We start from the raw sequence: 17,658 nt of genomic DNA, 5'->3' as shown, positions 1-17,658 counted from the left end.
CGGAGATGGCGAACCCGTTCGTCAAGGGCTGGAACTACCTGATGGCGCTCTTCGGTGCCAAGATCGACGAGCATGCCGATCCCAAGGTGCAGATTCAGCAGGCCATCGAGGATGCGCAGCGTCAGCACCAGGCGCTGGTGCAGCAGGCTGCCGCGGTGATCGGCAACCAGCGTCAGCTGGAGATGAAGCTGTCCCGGCAGATGTCCGAGGTCGAGCGGTTGCAGGGCAACGCCCGGCAGGCCCTGGTGCTCGCCGACCAGGCCCGGGCCAAGGGTGACGAGGCCGAGGCCGGGCGGTTCGAGCAGTCGGCGCAGACCCTGGCCACCCAGCTGGTCTCCGCCGAGCAGGCCACCGAGGACCTGAAGACCCTGCACGACCAGGCGCTGGGCGCCGCCGCGCAGGCCCGTCGGGCGGTGGAGAACAACTCGATGATCCTCCAGCAGAAGCTCGCCGAGCGTACCAAGCTGCTCAGCCAGCTGGAGCAGGCCAAGATGCAGGAGACGGTGGCCCGCTCGCTGGAGTCGATGTCGTCGCTGACCGCACCCGGCACCACCCCGTCCCTGGACGAGGTCCGCGACCGCATCGAGCGGCGGTACGCCAACGCGATGGGCCGGGCGGAGTTGGCCGGCAACTCGGTCGAGGGCCGGATGTTGGAGATCCAGAAGGCGAGCATCGACTCGGCCGGCTCGGCCCGGCTGGAGCAGATCCGGTCCAGCATGGCCGGGGAACAGCTCGGCGGCGCGGCGCAGCGACCGGCGGTGCCGCAGGGCGAGACGACGGGCGCGGCCGGCCCGGCCAGCGACCCGACCGCCGCTGCCCGGCTGGACGAGCTCCGGGCCAGCATGGCCCGCGAACGGGGCACCGGCGACCCGACCGCCGCCGGCTGAACGACCGGCCCGAGGAGGTCAGCGTGGCAGACGAGCGGACGCGGTACTTCCGTCGGCTGGACCGGCTGCGCCGGTCCGCGCGGCGGTGGAGCGTGTTGGCCGGTGGGCTCGGCGGCGCCGCGGCGGTGCTGACCCCGTACGCCGGTCTCGGTCTGCCCGACGCGGCCTGGGCCGGCGCCGCCGGCAGCGCGGTGGCGCTGGCCGCCTGGCGCTGGGTCGACCTGCGCGCGCTGGCCGCCCGGCCGGCGCCCCCCGCGTTGGACCCGGCCGAGGCCGCAGCCCGTTCGCGGGCCCGGCTGGTGGCCGCGGTCGAGCGGCTGCCGGTCGGTTCCGGAGTGCTGGCCGAGGTACGCCGGGTCCGCAGCCGGATCGCGCTGCGCGGCACCAGTGCCGGGCAGCAGTGGGCCCGACTCGATCGGGCAGCGCTCACCCTGGCCGGGATGACCACCCGGCTCACCGGGCTGGCCGAGCCGGCGGTGCTGGAGGCTGCCGCCGCCGACCGGTCGCTGCGTGACCTGGCCGCGCGGGTGGCCAGCGTCGAACGGGCGCTGCGGCTGGCCCCCGCCGACGCGCGGGCGCCGCTGGCCGAGGCGCACGGCGCATTGACCGCCCAGTTGGAGAGCGGGGTCGTGGCCTACGAGCGGCTGGTCGTCGCCGCCGCCGGCTACCTGGCCGAGGACGCCCGACCGGAGACCGCCCACCCGGCCGCCGCCCGGCTCACCGAGGCGACCGACCTGCTGCACGGCGTGGCCTCGGCGTTGGCCGAGTTGCGCGCGGTCGGCACCCCGCTGCGCGCACCCACCCGCTGAGCCCGTACACCCGCTGAGCCCGTACACGCGCTGACCGGGCGCCGCGAACCGGCGCCAGGTCACGGCGGGGTGGTGACCGGGATCCGGGCGGTGTACGGCGAGCTGCCCACGACGTTGAACGACCGGATCCGGTAGTGGTACGTCACACCTCGGGCCAGTCCGGTGTTGGTGAAGCCGCGACCCGTCACCGTGAAGGTGGCCACCTCCCGGCCGAAGGCCGGGTCCAGCGCCCGCTGCACGATGAACCCGGCCCCCGGACCGGCCGGCGTGCTCGCCGCCCAGACCAGGACCACCGTCGCGGTGTCCGGTCCCGGCGCGCTGGCGGTGGCACCGACCCCGCTCGGCGCGACGGGTGCGGGTGGGGTGCTCGCCGCGGCCACCGTCGACCAGGCCGACGCGGCACCCAGGTACGTGGTCCGCACCCGGTAGTAGTACGTGGTGTTCGGGGCGACTGTGACGTCCAGGTGGTTGTCACCGACGCCGATGGCGGTGGTGCCCGGGCCGCTGGTGAAGGTCGGGTTGGTGGCCCGCTGCACGTCGATGCCGGTGGCGAAGGAGCGGTTCGCCCAGCGCAGCGCCACCCGCAGCGGCGCGGCCGGCGGGATCGCCGCGGCCAGCCCGCTCGGGGCGGTCAGGTGCACCGAGGCGGGCACGCTGTTCGACCAGGACGAGTAGCTGACGGCGTTCTCCGCCCGGATCCGGTAGTGGTAGGTGACCCCGGGGGTGACCGTCGCGTCCGTGTAGCGGGTGGCGGTGGCCGCGACCGTGATGGTGGTGACCTCGCCGCCGAACGTCGTGTCGGTGGCCCGTTGCAGCAGGTGGCTGGTGGCCGGCGGGCGACCGCCGTTGCCGGTCCAGGCCAGCCCGATCGCCGGCAGCGCGGTGGCTGAGCCCGGCACCGGCGTGGCGGTCAGCCCGGTGGGCGCCTTCGGCGCCACCCGCAGCACCAACGGCCGGTTCATTCCGAGGTCGCGGTGGCCGGCGAGCTGGCTGTGCCAGCGGTACTCCCAGCCCAGGTTGACCAGTTGGTTCACCACCAGGGCGGGTCGCCCGTCGGCCGGGCTGATCGGGGTCGAACCGGTCCGGGCGCCGGCCGGGCGGCCCGGGTCGAGCAGTCGGACGCTGTCGCCCAGCTTGAACGGCAGCGTCGGTGCGACCGGACGTAGCGCCACCACCACGTCCTCCCGGGGGTTCACCCGGATGATCTCCTTCCAGCCCAGCTCGCTGCCGTGCGGGGGCCGGAGCGTGCCGTCCCAGCCGACCCGGTTGATCAGCTGCACGTCGCAGCCGCCGAAGCGCAGCGCCTCGGTCTGCCGCACGTTGCCGCTGATCCGCCAGAATTGGGTCCCGTCGGTCGGCGCGCCGACCGGCACGGCCGGATCGGCGGCGAAGAGCACCTCGGTGACAGGGTCGGTCGGGCCGAGCGGCAGGGTCGCCGGGACGAGCGGCCCGGCGTTCGGGTGCCCGACGCCGAGCCGGCCGGCCAGCCGGCCGTGGCCGGGCTCGAAGACCTGCTGCGCGGCCTTCACCGCGACGGGCAGGCTGACCGGCCCGGCGACGCCCGCCGGGGTGAAGGTGACCGTGGCGGCGTGCACCGGCACGCTCGTCTCCCGCGCGGTCCGGGTGCCGAACGCCGGGTCGTACGCCGGCTGCGGCACGATCGGCGGGCGCTGGCTGGCCGCGTACGCCAGAGGCAGCCGGCGGCGCAGCAGCGCCAGGTCGTACGTCGGGGCCGGCGCTCCGCTCACCCGGAACTGGAGCAGCGTGCGGGTGTTCGGGCCGTACCCCGGCTGGGTTGGGGGCGGGCCGCCCTCGGCGGTCCGGTCCGGCGCGTCGGTGTGCTGGTCGTAGCGCGGATCGAAGCCGGGCAGCGGTGCCGGGGCATCGTTGTAGAGGATCAGCGTGGTGCCCGGCGGTACGGCGGAGAAGTCGACGAGCACGTCCGCGCGCTCGCCCGGGGCGAGCAGCAGCGTGTGCCCGTCGACGTTCAGCACGGTCGGGTCGAGGCGGTCGTAGCGGTAGCCGATCGGCCGGTTCGGCAGCACGACCGGAGCAGGCAGCAGCCCGGCCTCGTTGCCGATCTGGATGAACGCCGGCCCGGCGGCGCGGGGGTCCGGCACCCCGCCGTCACGCCCGTCGGTCGGCCAGTCCGCCGGCCGGTCCGCAGCCCGCACGGCGGGCACCATCGGCACCTCACCGGCGTCGGCGTCGGCCAAGGCGTCGTCCTCCGTCCACATCGGAGAGTCCGAGCAGGCCCGGTAGAGCTGGAGGTTGAGGCTGCGGTCCAGGCAGGCGTTGAGGATCCGGAACCGGTACGCGCGCGGCCGCACCGCCAGGTACGGGTAGGCGACGCCGTTGACCAGCGGGGTGTCGCCGTACACCTCGGGCACCGCGGACGGGTGCGGCGTGCCGGGGCCCAGCGGCGGCTCATCCGGCGCGCCGACCGGATCGTGGTGCGGGTTCGGCACCGGGCCGGGCCCGGTCAGCGGCGGTCCGCCGGTGACGCCGTCCGCAGCCCGCCAGCCGTCCACCGTCGACCAGCCGTCCATCGTCTGCCAGCTGTCGCCACGGGTGCCGTCCGGGGCGGTGCTGCGCGACCAGGGTCCGTAGTCCCACCGGCCGGTCGGATTGCGCCCGCCGGACCGGTACGGGTTCTGCCGGGGCTGGTAGACGTGTGGGTGCCAGAGGCTGCCCCGGGCGCCCCAGCGTTCCCGGTCCCAGGTCGGGTCCTCGGCGGCCAGTTGGGTGTCGTCCGGCACGAAGGTCTTGTCCTCGATCACCAGCGGCAGCTGGTCGGCCGGCAGCACCCCGTCGGCGATGAGCTGGTCCTCGGCCGGGTCTGTGAGCAGGTACGGCGCGAGCTGCCCGCCGTAGACGGTGAGGCGGGCCAGGCCGAGGGTGTTGTCGTGGAACCACATCAGCCGGCCGCTCTGCTCGTTCGGGTAATAGAGCGTGGTGGCGCCGGCCCCGGGCGGCGGCATGTCCGGCACGTGGGTCAGACCCGTCCCGGTCGGGTACGGGGTGATCTCCCCGGCCGGGGTGATCCACTGCCCCGGGTTGCCGGCGCTCGTCCAGCCTGTCTGCGCACCGGCCAGGTGCAGCACCGCCCGGTTCTGCGGGTACGGCGCCGGGCCGTCCAGCGGGCCACCGCCGGCCCCGTCTACCGTGTCGTCGACCGGCAGGAACAGCTCCCCGGCCCGGCCGGTGGGGAGTTGGTTGATGAACTTCACCCGGACCGGCCGGCCCCGGCGGGCGAGGATCATCGGACCGAGGTGCCAGGGCCGCTCCGGTGGCGCCACCGTGTTGTGGCCCGACGCGTCGGTGCCCAGGTTCAGCTGCCGGTAGCCGCGCAGCCGGGTGGCCGGCAGGTCCCGGTGCAGCCGTTGGACGTACTCCTGGAGGCCGATCTCGTAGTAGTCGCAGCCCGGGAAGCTGATCGTGTCCGGCACCGCCACCGGCAGGTACCCACCGAGGTCGCCGCGGCCCAGCTGACCCGGGGTGGGCAGCACGTCGACGAACTTGCGCAGCCCGGTGCCCGGCACCACCCGCCCTTGCGGATCGCGTGCCGGTCGGGGGCTGTGCGCGAAGTTCGGCACCGGGCCGAAGCAGTGGGGCACGACGGCCGGGTCGAGGCTGGGCGCCGGGGCGGCGTCCTCGGCGGTACGTGCGGCCGGCACGGACGCCACCCGTCCGTTGGCGCCGCCGTTGCTGTCGCGGGCGCTCCGCTCGAACCAGGTGGAGCGGAGTCTGCGGAAAATCGCCATGGCTCTCCCCGGGGTCGGGGCACGAGGGTCGCCACCCCGGCGTGGCGACCTGATCGGGCCCGGCACTCTGACGATCGGTGAGCACTCAACCGCAGCATGCGACTCCGACGGCCGGTTAGGAATTACCCAATCGTCCGTTTCTGGGATGACCCCTGTCCGGGTGGGGTGGTCAGGCGGGCGCGGGAGCCTCCGGGTGCTCCGGTTGGCAGACCGGGCACCAGTAGGTGACACGTTCGCCCAGCTCCTGCTTGCGGATCGCGGTGCCGCAGCGGCGGCAGGGTTGGGCGCGACGGCCGTACACGTAGCTGGTCTGCCCCCGGTGCAGCGATCCGGTGGTGCTCTGCGTCCAGCGGCCCCGGTTGGCGGCGAGCAGCCGCTGCGCCAGAGCAACCGTGCCGGCCAGGTCGGGCACCGCACGCACCGGCGTCCACGGCGACACCCCGCGCAGGAAGAGCACCTCGCACTTGTAGAGGTTGCCCACGCCGGCCAGGTTGCGCTGGTCGAGCAGCGCTTCGCCGATGGTCTGCTCCGGGTGGGCGGAGAGCCGGCGGACCGCCTCGGCCGGCTCCCAGTCGGGGCCGAGCAGGTCGGGGCCGAGGTGGCCGACCAGGCCGTCCTCCTCGGCCGTGGGCACCAGGGCCAGCTCGTGCAGGTGGTAGCCGACCGCGACCGCGCCGGGGCTGCGCAACACCACCCGGATCAGGTGCGCCGGCCGGCCGCTCCAGCGTTCACCCGGCGCGTACGCACGCCAGGCGCCGTCCATCCGCAGGTGCGAGTGCAGCGTCCAGTGCGATCCGTCCACCCCGGGCCGGCCGGCGGGGGCGGTGAGGCGGAGCAGCAGGTGCTTGCCCCGGCTGGCCGACTCGCGGACGGTCCAACCGGTGAGGTCCGTGGTGGCCAGCTGCGGCACCCGGAAGTCACTGCCGGTGAGACGCGCGCCAGCCAGCGCGCGGTGCAGCACGCGCGCGGTGTTCCAGACGGTGTCGCCTTCGGGCACCCCGCCATCCTCCCTCCTTCGAGCAAGATTCGCATGTGTCGCCATTTGTACTCAGGTTCCTCATGATCTCCCGACATGCGAGGGTCAGGAAGTTCTGAGGAGAATGCCCATGGCACGACCCCGATGCCGTAATCGCTCGGTCCTCGTCGCCACCCTGACCCTCGCGCTCACCGCCGCGCTCGTGCCCGCCGCCAGCCCCGTCCCGGCCACCCCCGCCGTCGGCCACCCGCTGACCCTCACCGCCGCCGCCCCGGGCGGCGAACGGTGGAACGCCGACCTGTCCGTCGTCGACCGGGACGACGTCAACGTCCGGCGCAGCGCCGCCGGGCTGCGGCTGCGGGAGGCCCGGGCCGCCGGGCGCCGCCACAGCGCGGTCGCCGAGGGAATGCTGCTGACCGCCCCGCGCGCCCTCACCCGGCCGGCCACCCGGGTCCGCGCCGAGATCACCGCCTCGGTCCCCGCCGGCGCCACAGTGGAGGCGCAGGTCCGGGGATGGCGGGTCAGCGGCTGGACGGAGTGGCGGGCCGCCACCGCCGGCGCGGTCTTCGACCGGCCGGTCAGCCGGGTGCAGACCCGGGTGGTGCTCACCGCGCCGGCCGGCGGCGCCACCGCGACGGTACGCGGCGTCCGGCTCACCGCCGACGCGGCCGCTGCCGTCTCCGCCGCCACCCCCGGCCGCACCTACCGGGTGTACGCCACCCGGATCGGGCTGGTCGGCGAGCTGACCGCCAACGGCCGTACGGTGCAGCCACGGGACCACTTCGCGGCGTTGCCGTCGCGTCGCGGGCTCTCCCCGCTCAACAGCGGCGACTACACCGTGCGGGTCTGCACCACCACCGGCTCCCGCTGCGAGTACGCGCCGGTCTGGGACGTCGGGCCGTGGAACACCCGTGACGACTACTGGAACCCGTCGGCCGTGCGGGAAAACTGGAAGAACCTGCCGCAGGGCCGGCCCGAGGCGCAGGCCGCGTACCAGTCCGGCTACAACGGCGGGCGGGACCAGTTCGGGCGTACGGTGCTCAACCCGGCTGGCATCGACCTGGCCGACGGCACGTTCTGGGACGGCTTGCGGCTGACCACCAACGCCTGGGTGGACGTGGCCTACCTGTGGACCGGTGGCGGGCCGCGCGGTGTGGTCGGCGACGGGCCGCTCAACATCCGCACCGGGGCCAGCACGTCGTACCCGAGCCGTGGCCTCGCCGCCCGGTTCGCCAACGTGCCGATCCAGTGCTACGTCACCGGCCAGTCGGTGGCTGGCCCCTACCGCACCACCACCCGGTGGAACCGCCTGGCCGCCGGGCAGTACGTCAGCCACGCGTACATCTCCGCGGTGTACGGCGGCTCCGTGCCGCTCTGCTGACCCGAGCTCAGCCCCGTCGGGCACCATCCGGGCGCTCGTCGGGGCGGGCCAGGCGCACCATGTCCTGGTAGCGCGGGTGGCTGGCGCCGTAGACGGCGTAGTTGAGGCGGGCATGCGAGAGGCTCAGGTCGCCGTTGGGACCGCCCCGGACCGCGTCGGCATCGGTGTCGGACTGACCGTCGTCGGTCCAGAAGCAGACCGGGCAGGTCCCGCCGCCGGTCCGGGAGGCACAGCAGGGACAGGCCACGGGAACCACGTGTTCACCCACCGGGGAAGCATTCCACAGTCGAACAGGTTCGCGGTCGCCGAGTCTGCTCCGCAGGATTGGCGCGTACCCGCGTCGCTCGGTCGACCGGCTGCTGGCGGATATGGGACACGGCACTGGCCGACCGGCCACTCCCGCTGTTGGGCGCCATGGGCAGACTGCCCTGGTGATACATCGGAGCCTGCCCGCCGTCGCCGTACTCGCCGTCGCCGTCGCCCTCACCGCCGGCTGCGGCAGTGACGACGCCGGTCAGCCGGACGCCGCCTCGTCCGTCTCGGCCCCGGCGGCCACCGGTCCTTCGGGCGGGGCGACGCCCTCGACGGACCAGTCCAGCGCCAGCGGTGCCCCTTCCGCGCCCGCCGTCGCCCCGCGGGGGCCGACCGAGCGCCGACCGGCCAGCCCGCCGCCGGTGGTGCTGCCCAAGCGGTCGGCGGGGGCCCCCGGCGCGAAGCAGGTCGTCGAGGCGTTCAAGGCCGCCGGCCTGAAGGTGCCGCACCCGAAGGACCGTTCGGTCGACTGCGGACCGGACGGGCTCGGCCTGGGGTGCTCCGAGCTGATCGCCACCGACGCCGTCACGGTGTACGTGTTTCCCGACGAGATCAGCGCCGGTGACATCGCGGAGACCTGGAGCGGGCAGTCGTACCGGCGCGGCACGGTGGTGCTCAACTACCTGGAGGCGAAAACTCCCGCCGGGGACCGCACGCGCTACGAGAAGGTCCTCGCCAACCTCGGCTGAGCGCCGAGCCCGTGGCCCCGGCGGTCGGGGGCGTATGTGTCTTGTGAGCGTTATACCTGTGAGTCATATCTATGACTCACAGGTATAACGCGTAAAAGAGTGCGGCCCGCCGGGCGTTGGCCGTCCGGCCGGTGGGGTGGGTTTGGCAGCAGGTCGGTGGTTGACGCCACACGGGAGCGTTCGCATCGTCACCCGCCGCGGGCGGCGCCGGCCCGATCCAGGAGGGCGGGTCAGCCGCGTAGGCGTAGGCCGCGCGGGGTGGCCCGGAAGCCCGCGGCGGTCAGCGCGTCGCGCAGCGGCGAGGAGTGCACCGCCTCACCGTCGGCCCGCTCCACCGACATCGCGCCCAACGCTCCGGAGTGGACGGCGTCGGCGAGTGCCTTGCCGGCCGCGGCGAGCGTGTCGGCGTCGTCGGTGAAGGAGAGCAGCGTCCGGCCGCCGCGCTCCACGTAGAGCACCAGGTCACCGGCGACCTGCACCACCAGCGCGCCCGCCTTGCGGCCGGCCCGGTGCCCGGTCGCCGGGGCGGCGCCGTCGCCGGAGTCGATCACCCGTTCCGGCCAGGGCAGCGCCGCGCCGTACGGGTTGGCCGGGTCGGTGGCGGCCAGCACCGTCGCCGGCCCGCCACGCGCCCGGGCACCGTCGGCCGGCTCGGCCAGCGCACGCAACCGGTCCACCGCGCCGGGCACCGCGAACTGGGCCGCGCCCAGCCCCTCCACGAAATAGCCCCGGCGGGCCGCGCCGCGCTCCTCCAGCGCCGACAGCACCGGGTAGACCGCGGAGAAACCGCCGACCACCTGCTCGGCCATGACCGCGCCGCGGGTGACCACCCCGTGCCGCTCCAGCAGCACGTCGGCCAGAGCGGCGGCGCGCCGGGTCGGGTCGAGGTCCCGCTCCGGCAGCCGCGACCAGCGACCGGCGACGGTTGGTGGGCCACCCCGGGTGGGCAGCGCCACCCGGCCGGGCCGCCGGTAGCGGGTGCGCGGCGCGGACGGCCGGGAGCGGTGCGCCCCACCGGCTCCGAGCACCGCGCGCAGCGGGGCGAGGGTGTCGTTGGTGAGGTGACCGGCCCAGACAAGGTCCCAGATTGCCGCGATCAGCGCGGCGTCGTCGGTCGAGCCGACCCGGTCGGCCAGCGGCCGGAAGAACAGCGCCTGCCCGTCGCCGAGCGCGTCGAGCACCGCCTCGTGCAGCGGGGTCCGGGTCAGCGCCTCGTCGGGCGGGGGGAGCAGCAGCGGCGCGGTGTCCGCGTACGCCAGGGTGACCCAGCCATCCCCGCCGGAGATCGCCCCCGACCCGGCCCAGACCACCTCCCCGCTGGCGCACAGCTCGTCGAGCTGGGCGGGGGAGTAGTCGGCGACGCGACCGGGCAGCACCAGCCGCTCCAGCGCGGACGCCGGCACCGCGGCGCCCTGCAACTGCTCCACCGTGGCGGCGAGCGCCTCCACCCCCCGGGCGGACGAGCCGACCTGCTGCCAGCGGGGCAGGAACGTGGCCAGCGCCCGGGGCGGCACCGGCTCGATCTCCCGGCGCAGCGCCGCGAGCGAGCGGCGGCGCAGCAGCCGCAGCACCTCCGCGTCACACCACTGGGCGCCAGCCGAATCGGGGGTGAACTCCCCGGACACCACCCGACCGGTGGCGCCGAGCCGGCGCAGCGTCTGCTCGACCACGAACACGCCGAGCCCGAAGCGGGCCGCGCAACTCGCCGCGGCGAACGGCCCGTGGGTGCGCGCGTAGCGGGCCACCAGGTCACCGAGCGGATCGGCCACGGGGGTGAGGTACGCCTCGGCCACCCCGACCGGCAGCGCCACGCCGAGCGCGTCGCGCAGCCGGGCGGCGTCCTCGACGCCCACCCAGCGCTGCTCGCCGGCGATCCGGACCTGCAGCACCCGGCGGGCGGCCTCCAGCTCGGTCAGCCAGCTCTCCGGTACGACTCGCTCGGCCAGCTCGGTGTCGCTCAGGTCGCCGAGCACCCGCAGCAGCTCGACCACGTCCTCCGCGTCGCGCGGGCGGCGCTGCTCGGTCAGCCAGCGCAGCTGCCGCTCGGTCTCGGCGAGAACCGTCGGGTCCAGCAGTTCGCGCAGGTCGACCCGGCCGAGCAGCTCCCCGAGCAGCGTGGAATCCAGTGCGAGCGCGGCGGCGCGCCGCTCGGCGAGCGGCGCGTCGCCCTCGTAGAGGAACGCCCCGACGTAGCCGAAGAGCAGCGACCGGGCGAACGGGGACGGCGCGCTGGTCTCCACCTCGACAAGCCGCACCTTGCGGGCGGTCAGGTCGCGCATCAGCCCGGCCAGCGCCGGCTGGTCGAAGACGTCCTGGAGGCACTCGCGGGCGGCCTCCAGGGTGACCGGGAAGTCGGCGTACTCGCGGGCCACGTCGAGCAGTTGTGCGGCACGTTGGCGCTGCTGCCAGAGCGGCTGGCGGCGGCGCGGATCGCGACGGGGCAGCAGCAGCGACCGGGCGGCGCACTCCCGGAATCGGGCGGCGAAGAGCGCGGACGTGCCGACCGACTCCTCCACCAGCTGGGCGATCTCGTCGGGCTCGAAGACCACCACGTCGGCGCCGGGTGGCTCGTCGGCGGTGTCCGGCAGCCGGACCACGATGCCGTCGTCGGAGGGCATCACCTGGGCGTCCACCCCGTACCGCTCGGCCAGTCGGCGGCCCACTGCGAGGGCCCACGGCCCGTTGACCCGGGCACCGAGGACGCTGTGCACGGCCAGCCGCCAGTCGCCCAGCTCGTCGCGGAACCGCTCGACCACGATCGTGCGGTCGTCCGGCAGCGAACGGGTGGCCTCGCGCTGCTCGCGCAGGTAGGCCATCAGGTTGGCGGCGGCCCAGTCGTCCAGGCCGCCGGCGCGCAACGTGGCCAGCGCCGCCTCGTCGCTCTGCCGCAACAGGGTGCGCACCCGGGCGCCGATGGCTCGGCCCAGCTCCACCGGCCGGCCCAGCTGGTCGCCCTTCCAGAACGGCATCCGGGCCGCCTGCCCGGGGGCCGGCGAGACCAGCACCCGGTCGGGGGTGATCTCCTCGATGCGCCAGGAGGAGGAGCCGAGCAGGAAGACGTCGCCGACCCGCGACTCGTAGACCATCTCCTCGTCCAGTTCGCCGACCCGCGCGGCCCGCTCGGCGCCGGCCAGGAAGACGCCGAAGAGGCCCCGGTCGGGGATGGTGCCGCCGCTGGTCACCGCGAGCCGCTGCGCGCCGGGGCGGCCGGTGAGCACGTCGGTCGCCCGGTCCCAGACGAGCCGGGGGCGCAGCTCGGCGAAGGCGGTGGACGGGTAGCGGCCGGAGAGCATGTCCAGTACGGCGTGCAGCGCGGAGTCGGGCAGCTCGGCGAAGGGTGCGGCCCGACGGACCAGCACGGCCAGATCACCGACCCGCCACGGCTCCAGGGCCACCATCGCGACGATCTGCTGGGCCAGCACGTCCAGCGGGTTGCGCGGGTAGTGCAGCTCCTCGATCGCGCCGTCGGTCATCCGCTCGGCGACCACCGCACAGGAGAGCAGGTCGCCGCGGTGCTTCGGGAAGACCACCCCGCGGGAGACCGCGCCCACCTGGTGCCCGGCCCGGCCGATCCGCTGCAGGCCGGCGGCCACGCTCGGCGGCGCCTCGATCTGCACCACCAGGTCGACCGCGCCCATGTCGATGCCCAGCTCCAGGCTGGAGGTGGCCACCACCGCCGGGAGCTGGCCGGACTTGAGCGCCTCCTCGATGTGCTTGCGCTCCTCCCGGGAGACGCTGCCGTGGTGCGCTCGGGCGATCACCGGCGCCGCGCCGGTGGCCGCGCCGGACTGGGCCATCACCTCCGCCGGGGGCCGGTTGCGGACCGGACCGGCGGGGCCCTCCGCCACCCCTTCGGCGGCCAGCTCGTTGAGCCGCGCGCAGAGCCGCTCGGCGCTGCGTCGGGAGTTGGTGAAGACGATGGTCGAGCGGTGCTCGCCGATCAGCGAGAAGACCCGCTCCTCGACTGCGGGCCAGATCGAGGCGCGGCGTGGCCGGGGACCACCAAGGTCGTCCTCCGGCGGCTGCTCCTGTTCGTCCAGGCGGGTCATGTCCTCCACCGGCACCTGCACGCTGACCTCGATGGTCTTCGCGGTGGCGGGCTGCACGACGTCGACCGGGCGGGCACCGCCGAGGAACCGGGCGCAGGCGTCGATCGGCCGGACGGTGGCGGAGAGGCCGATCCGTTGCGCCGGGGCGGGCAGCAGCTCGTCGAGGCGTTCCAGCGAGAGGGCGAGGTGGGCGCCGCGCTTGCTGCCGGCCACCGCGTGCACCTCGTCGACGATCACCGTCTGGACGCCGCGAAGTGAATCCCGGGCGGCGGAGGTGAGTAGCAGGAACAGCGACTCGGGCGTGGTGATGAGGATGTCCGGTGGGGTGCGGGCGAAGGCTCGTCGCTCGTCGGCCGGGGTGTCGCCGGTGCGCATGCCGACGGTGATGTCGGGCGGGGCGACGCCGAGCCGGGTCGCCGCCTGCCGGATGCCGGCAAGCGGGGCGCGCAGGTTGCGCTCGACGTCCACGGCGAGCGCCTTGAGTGGGCTGACGTAGAGCACCCGGCAGCGCTGCCGGGCCTCCGCCGGGGCGGGCTCGCGGGCCAGCCGGTCGAGGGACCAGAGGAAGGCTGCGAGCGTCTTGCCGGAGCCGGTGGGCGCCACCACGAGGGCGTTGCGGCCGGCGGCGACCGATCGCCAGGCGCCGGCCTGGGCGGCGGTGGGGGCGGCGAAGGCGGCGTCGAACCAGGCACGGGTGGCCGGGCCGAACCCGGCCAGCGCCCCGGCCGTGTCTGCGTCTGCCCCGGTCACCGCTCCATCGTGCCCCGCCGGTACGACAACCACGAGCGCCCGACCGTGAAATGTGTCCGAGTCAAAGCCATAAGCACCGGATGCGTGCTTAATGCGTTTAGTCTCACTTAACTGCTTGCTTGTGAGGAGCAACATAAAGTAACTTCACTCGCAACGCGAACCGGGGTGGGGGGATCGGATGGCCGGCGAGCAGCGGAATGTCGCACCCGGCACCGACGTGCTGATCCGCAAGGTCGACAGCCACCTCGCCACGCTCCGTGGCGGCCTGCACGGGCCGGAGCTGGAGCTCGCCGAGCGCCTCGCCCGCTGCCTGCGTGAGCTGGTCATCTCCACCGCGCAGGCCAGCGCCGCCGACCGCGGCCAGGTCCGCGCCGCCGTCCACTACTTCGTGCTGCGCCGGGAGAGCCGCGGCCGGCTGCTCTCGGTGCGGTCGCTCGCCGCCGCGGAGCGGGTGGTCGACAAGGTCGCCCGCCAGCTCGGCCGCGTCGACCTGCTGGCCGAGCTGCGCCGCGACCGCCCCGCCCCCGACGACGCGCTGCCCGTCGGAGACGCCCTGCTGCGCTGACACCGGCGCGCAGCTCGCCCGCCCGGCGGCACGCTCATGACGCGTCGCGGACGAATTCCGGCAAAACGGCCCGACGGGCGATGAACTGGCGTCTGATCGCTGCTAGGCGCCACCGTTGCACTGGCGTCGGCCACCACGACCGGGAGCGCGGGTGCTGGTACTACTCATCCTCCATCTCGTGGCGGCCCTCGTCGCGCCACTGTTCGTTCGGTGGTGGGGTCCGCGTGCGTGCTACCCGCTGGCGCTGGCGCCGGCCGCCGCGTTCGGCTGGGCGGTGGCCCGCACCCCGGCCGTCAGCCACGGCGGCGCGGTGGTCGAGACGTACCCGTGGATCCGACAGCTGGGCCTCGACATCGCGCTGCGGCTCACCACGCTGTCCTGGCTGATGACCCTGCTGATCGGCGGCGTCGGCGCGCTGGTGCTGATCTACAGCGCCCGGTACTTCGCCGCCGGCTCGATCGGACTGGCGCAGTTCGCCGCGGTCCTGGTCGCCTTCGCCGGAGCGATGCTCGCCCTGGTCTTCTCCGACAACCTGCTGCTGCTCTACGTCGGCTGGGAACTGACCACGGTCTTCTCGTACCTGCTGATCGGGCACAGCACCGAACGGCGGTCCAGCCGGTGGGCGGCGGCGCAGGCGCTGACGGTCACCACGCTGGGCGGGTTGGCCATGCTGGTCGGGTTCATCCTGCTCGGCGAGCACGCGGGCAGCTACCGCTGGTCGGAGATCGCCGCACAGCCGCTGCCCAGCGGCGGTTACCTGGTCACCGCCGTGCTGCTGATCCTGGCCGGTGCGCTGTCCAAGTCGGCGGTGCTGCCGTTCAGCTCCTGGCTGCCGGTCGCGATGGCGGCGCCCACGCCGGTCAGCGCGTACCTGCACGCGGCCGCCATGGTCAAGGCCGGCGTCTACCTGGTCGGGCTGCTCGCGCCGGTGCTGGCCGTGGTCGGCCCCTGGCGGCCCGTGGTGCAGGTCGCCGGCCTGGCCACCATGCTGATGGGCGGCTGGGCGGCGCTGCGGCAGACCGACCTGAAGCTGTTGCTGGCGTTCGGGACGGTCAGCCAGCTCGGCCTGCTGGTCGCGGTGACCGGGTCCGGCACGCCGGACGCCGCGCTGGCCGGTACGGCGATGCTGCTGGCGCACGCGCTGTTCAAGGCGGCGCTGTTCCTGGTCGTCGGCGTCATCGACCACACCGCCGGCACCCGCGACCTGCGCGAGCTGTCCGGGCTGCGGCACTGGTCCCGACCGCTGTTCGTGGTCGGGGTGCTGGCCGCGGCGTCGATGGCCGGCGTGCCGCCGCTGGTCGGTTTCGTGGCGAAGGAGGCGGTGTTCGCGGCGTTCACCGACCGGCCGGTGCTCCTCACCGGTCTGGTCGCCGGGACCGTGCTCACCGTCGCGTACAGCGCCCGCTTCGTCTGGGGCGCGTTCGCGGACCGGCCGGGCGTGGCACCGGTCCAGCCGGACCCGATCGCCGGGTCGCTGCTGATCCCACCGGCGGTGCTGGCCGGCGTCGGGTTGCTCGCCGGCCCGGCAGCCGGCCTGCTGGACGGCCTGCTGCGCCCGTACGCCGACCTGTCCGGCGGCGTCCACGCGCACCTCGCGCTGTGGTCCGGACCGACCCCGGCGCTCGGCCTGTCCGCGCTGGCGCTCGCCGGCGGTGGTCTGCTCTTCGCGCTGCGCGGGCCGCTCGCTCCGGTGCTGGCCCGGCTCCGCTGGCCGGTCAGCGGAAAGCAGGGCTACGAGTGGATCGTGGGCCGGTTCGACCGACTGGCCATCGAGGTCACCGGAGCGACCCAGCGCGGCTCCCTGCCGCAGTATCTGGGCGTCATCCTGGTCGTCCTTGTGCTGCTGCCCGGCGGTGCGATGCTCGCCGTCGGCCCGTGGCATGCCCGGATCCCGCTCTGGGACACCCCGCTGCAGACGGTGGTCGTGCTGGTGATCGGGGTGGCCGCGGTGCTGGCGGTCCGCGCCCGCCGGCGGCTGACCGCGATGCTGCTGGTGGGGATGACCGGCTACGGCAGCGCCATGCTGTTCGTCCTGCACGGCGCGCCCGACCTCGCGCTCACGCAGTTCCTGGTGGAGACCGCGACCATCGCGGTCTTCGTGCTGGTGCTGCGCCGCCTGCCCAACCGGTTCTCGGTCCGTCCGCTGCGCCGCAGCCGGTGGGTCCGTCGGGCGATCGGGGTTTCGGTGGGTGTGGTGGCCGCTGGGCTGGCCCTCGTCGCCGCCGGCGCCCGTCGGGCGCCGGACATCTCCGCGGTCTTTCCGGACCTGGCGGTGGCCGAGGGGTACGGCCGCAACGTGGTCAACGTGACCCTGGTCGACATCCGGGCCTGGGACACCATGGGTGAGCTGGCGGTGCTGGTGGTGGCGGCGACCGGGGTCGCCAGCCTGATCTTCGAGCGGTCCCGCACCGGGCCCCGGCCGCGCCGGCCGGAGTCGGCGAGGGCGGCGAACCAGACCGACCGGCCGGTGTGGCTGCGCGGCGGGCCCACGCTGGACGAGGAGCGCCGCTCCATCGTGCTGGAGGTGATCATCCGGCTGATCTTCCACACCGTGGTGCTGTTCTCCCTGTTCCTGCTCTTTTCCGGACACAACGCCCCGGGCGGCGGCTTCGCTGGCGGGCTGGTGGCGGGGCTCGCCCTGGTGGTCCGCTACCTGGCCGGCGGCCGGTACGAGCTCGCCGAGGCGGCGCCGGTCGGCGCCGGCACGGTCCTCGGCGCCGGCCTGGCCCTGTCGGTGGGCACCGGCGTCGTGGCGCTGCTGGCCGGTGGATCGGTGCTGGAGAGCGCCAAGGTCGACCGGTCCCTGCCGCTGGTCGGCGACGCACACCTGGTCACCTCGCTCTTCTTCGACGTCGGCGTGTACCTGGTCGTGATCGGGCTGGTGCTGGACATCCTGCGCAGCCTCGGGGCCGAGGTGGACCGGCACATCGAGGCGACCGGAACCGCCGCCGGTGGACTCACCGTCGACAAGGGGGACCGGCCATGACCACCAGTGGCGCCGGGCCCGTGCTGGTGCTGGTGCTCGCTGTCGGGGTGCTGGTCGGTTGCGGGGTGATCCTGCTGCTGGAGCGCAGTCTGACCCGGATCCTGCTCGGCGTGATCCTGCTCGGCAACGGGGTCAACCTGCTGATCCTGCTGGGCGGTCGGTCCGGTGGGGCGCCGATCGTCGGCACCGGCCCGGTGGACCGGATGAGCGACCCGCTGCCGCAGGCCATGGTGCTGACCTCCATCGTGATCACCTTCGGGTTGACCGCGTTCCTGCTCGCCGTGGCGTACCGGAGCTGGTACCTCACCGGCGACGATGAGGTGCCCGACGACCTGGAGGACCAGCAGATCATCAGGCGGGCCGAGCGCAACGAGGTGGGCACGGCCGACCTCGGCGGGGAGGGCCCGGACGACGATCCGGAGCAGGTCGATCCCGAGCCCGCCCGGCGTCGGCTGCATCGCGGGGACGAGGCGTGATGGCCGGGTCGCGG

The 17,658-nt window shown here is 74.6% G+C and carries 11 protein-coding genes; 7 read left to right on the top strand and 4 right to left on the bottom strand.

From position 1 onward, the window contains the following. Nucleotides 1–5 precede the first annotated feature (5 nt). Both ABZU69_RS05585 and ABZU69_RS05580 read left to right on the top strand, forming a co-directional pair. Nucleotides 6–887, top strand: coding sequence for a PspA/IM30 family protein (locus tag ABZU69_RS05585; protein WP_354963208.1), 882 nt, complete (start codon nucleotides 6–8; stop codon nucleotides 885–887). Nucleotides 888–910: 23 nt separating this feature from the next. After that, nucleotides 911–1,696, top strand: coding sequence for a hypothetical protein (locus tag ABZU69_RS05580; protein ID WP_354963207.1), 786 nt, complete (start codon nucleotides 911–913; stop codon nucleotides 1,694–1,696). 59 nt (nucleotides 1,697–1,755) lie between these two features. Here the strand turns inward: ABZU69_RS05580 and ABZU69_RS05575 are convergent, their stop codons facing one another. Together ABZU69_RS05575 and ABZU69_RS05570 are read right to left on the bottom strand one after the other, a co-directional pair. Next, entirely contained in the window at nucleotides 1,756–5,460 is a 3,705-nt protein-coding gene (locus ABZU69_RS05575; protein ID WP_354963206.1) for a hypothetical protein, read from the bottom strand. 169 nt (nucleotides 5,461–5,629) lie between these two features. Continuing rightward, a complete protein-coding gene (locus ABZU69_RS05570) occupies nucleotides 5,630–6,457 on the bottom strand; it encodes a DNA-formamidopyrimidine glycosylase family protein (protein ID WP_354963205.1) in 828 nt (275 codons plus the stop codon). Nucleotides 6,458–6,566: 109 nt separating this feature from the next. Between ABZU69_RS05570 and ABZU69_RS05565 the strand changes: the two genes are divergently transcribed. After that, the gene (locus tag ABZU69_RS05565; protein WP_354963204.1) at nucleotides 6,567–7,817 is read left to right on the top strand and encodes a hypothetical protein; all 1,251 of its coding nucleotides are present in this window, start codon (nucleotides 6,567–6,569) and stop codon (nucleotides 7,815–7,817) included. Between the two features lie 7 nt (nucleotides 7,818–7,824). On the opposite strand, the gene ABZU69_RS05560 is transcribed toward ABZU69_RS05565, so the two are convergent. After that, a complete protein-coding gene (locus ABZU69_RS05560; protein ID WP_354963203.1) occupies nucleotides 7,825–8,085 on the bottom strand; it encodes a CPCC family cysteine-rich protein in 261 nt (86 codons plus the stop codon). 163 nt (nucleotides 8,086–8,248) lie between these two features. Between ABZU69_RS05560 and ABZU69_RS05555 the strand changes: the two genes are divergently transcribed. Next, nucleotides 8,249–8,818 carry a hypothetical protein gene (locus tag ABZU69_RS05555; RefSeq protein ID WP_354963202.1) on the top strand — a complete coding sequence of 190 codons (570 nt, stop codon included), beginning with the start codon at nucleotides 8,249–8,251 and terminating at the stop codon, nucleotides 8,816–8,818. 230 nt (nucleotides 8,819–9,048) lie between these two features. On the opposite strand, the gene ABZU69_RS05550 is transcribed toward ABZU69_RS05555, so the two are convergent. Continuing rightward, nucleotides 9,049–13,617, bottom strand: coding sequence for an ATP-dependent helicase (locus ABZU69_RS05550; protein ID WP_354963201.1), 4,569 nt, complete (start codon nucleotides 13,615–13,617; stop codon nucleotides 9,049–9,051). 178 nt (nucleotides 13,618–13,795) lie between these two features. On the opposite strand from ABZU69_RS05550, the gene ABZU69_RS05545 reads away from it, so the two are divergent. From ABZU69_RS05545 to ABZU69_RS05535, 3 genes are all read left to right on the top strand, one after another. Next, complete coding sequence (locus tag ABZU69_RS05545; RefSeq protein WP_354963200.1) at nucleotides 13,796–14,182, top strand: hypothetical protein; 387 nt, start codon at nucleotides 13,796–13,798, stop codon at nucleotides 14,180–14,182. Nucleotides 14,183–14,333: 151 nt separating this feature from the next. Continuing rightward, entirely contained in the window at nucleotides 14,334–17,168 is a 2,835-nt protein-coding gene (locus ABZU69_RS05540; RefSeq protein ID WP_354963199.1) for a Na+/H+ antiporter subunit A, read from the top strand. Beyond that, nucleotides 17,165–17,644, top strand: a complete 480-nt coding sequence (locus tag ABZU69_RS05535) for a Na(+)/H(+) antiporter subunit C (RefSeq protein ID WP_354963198.1) — start codon at nucleotides 17,165–17,167, stop codon at nucleotides 17,642–17,644. The genes ABZU69_RS05540 and ABZU69_RS05535 overlap by 4 nt, the downstream gene beginning before the upstream one ends. The last annotated feature ends 14 nt before the right edge of the window (nucleotides 17,645–17,658 follow it).

This window comes from Micromonospora sp. NPDC005206 (assembly GCF_040608175.1).
In the GTDB taxonomy this organism is placed as follows: domain Bacteria; phylum Actinomycetota; class Actinomycetes; order Mycobacteriales; family Micromonosporaceae; genus Micromonospora.
The sequence above is the reverse complement of the archived record's forward strand: the minus strand, read 5'-3'. Positions and strand labels throughout refer to the sequence as shown.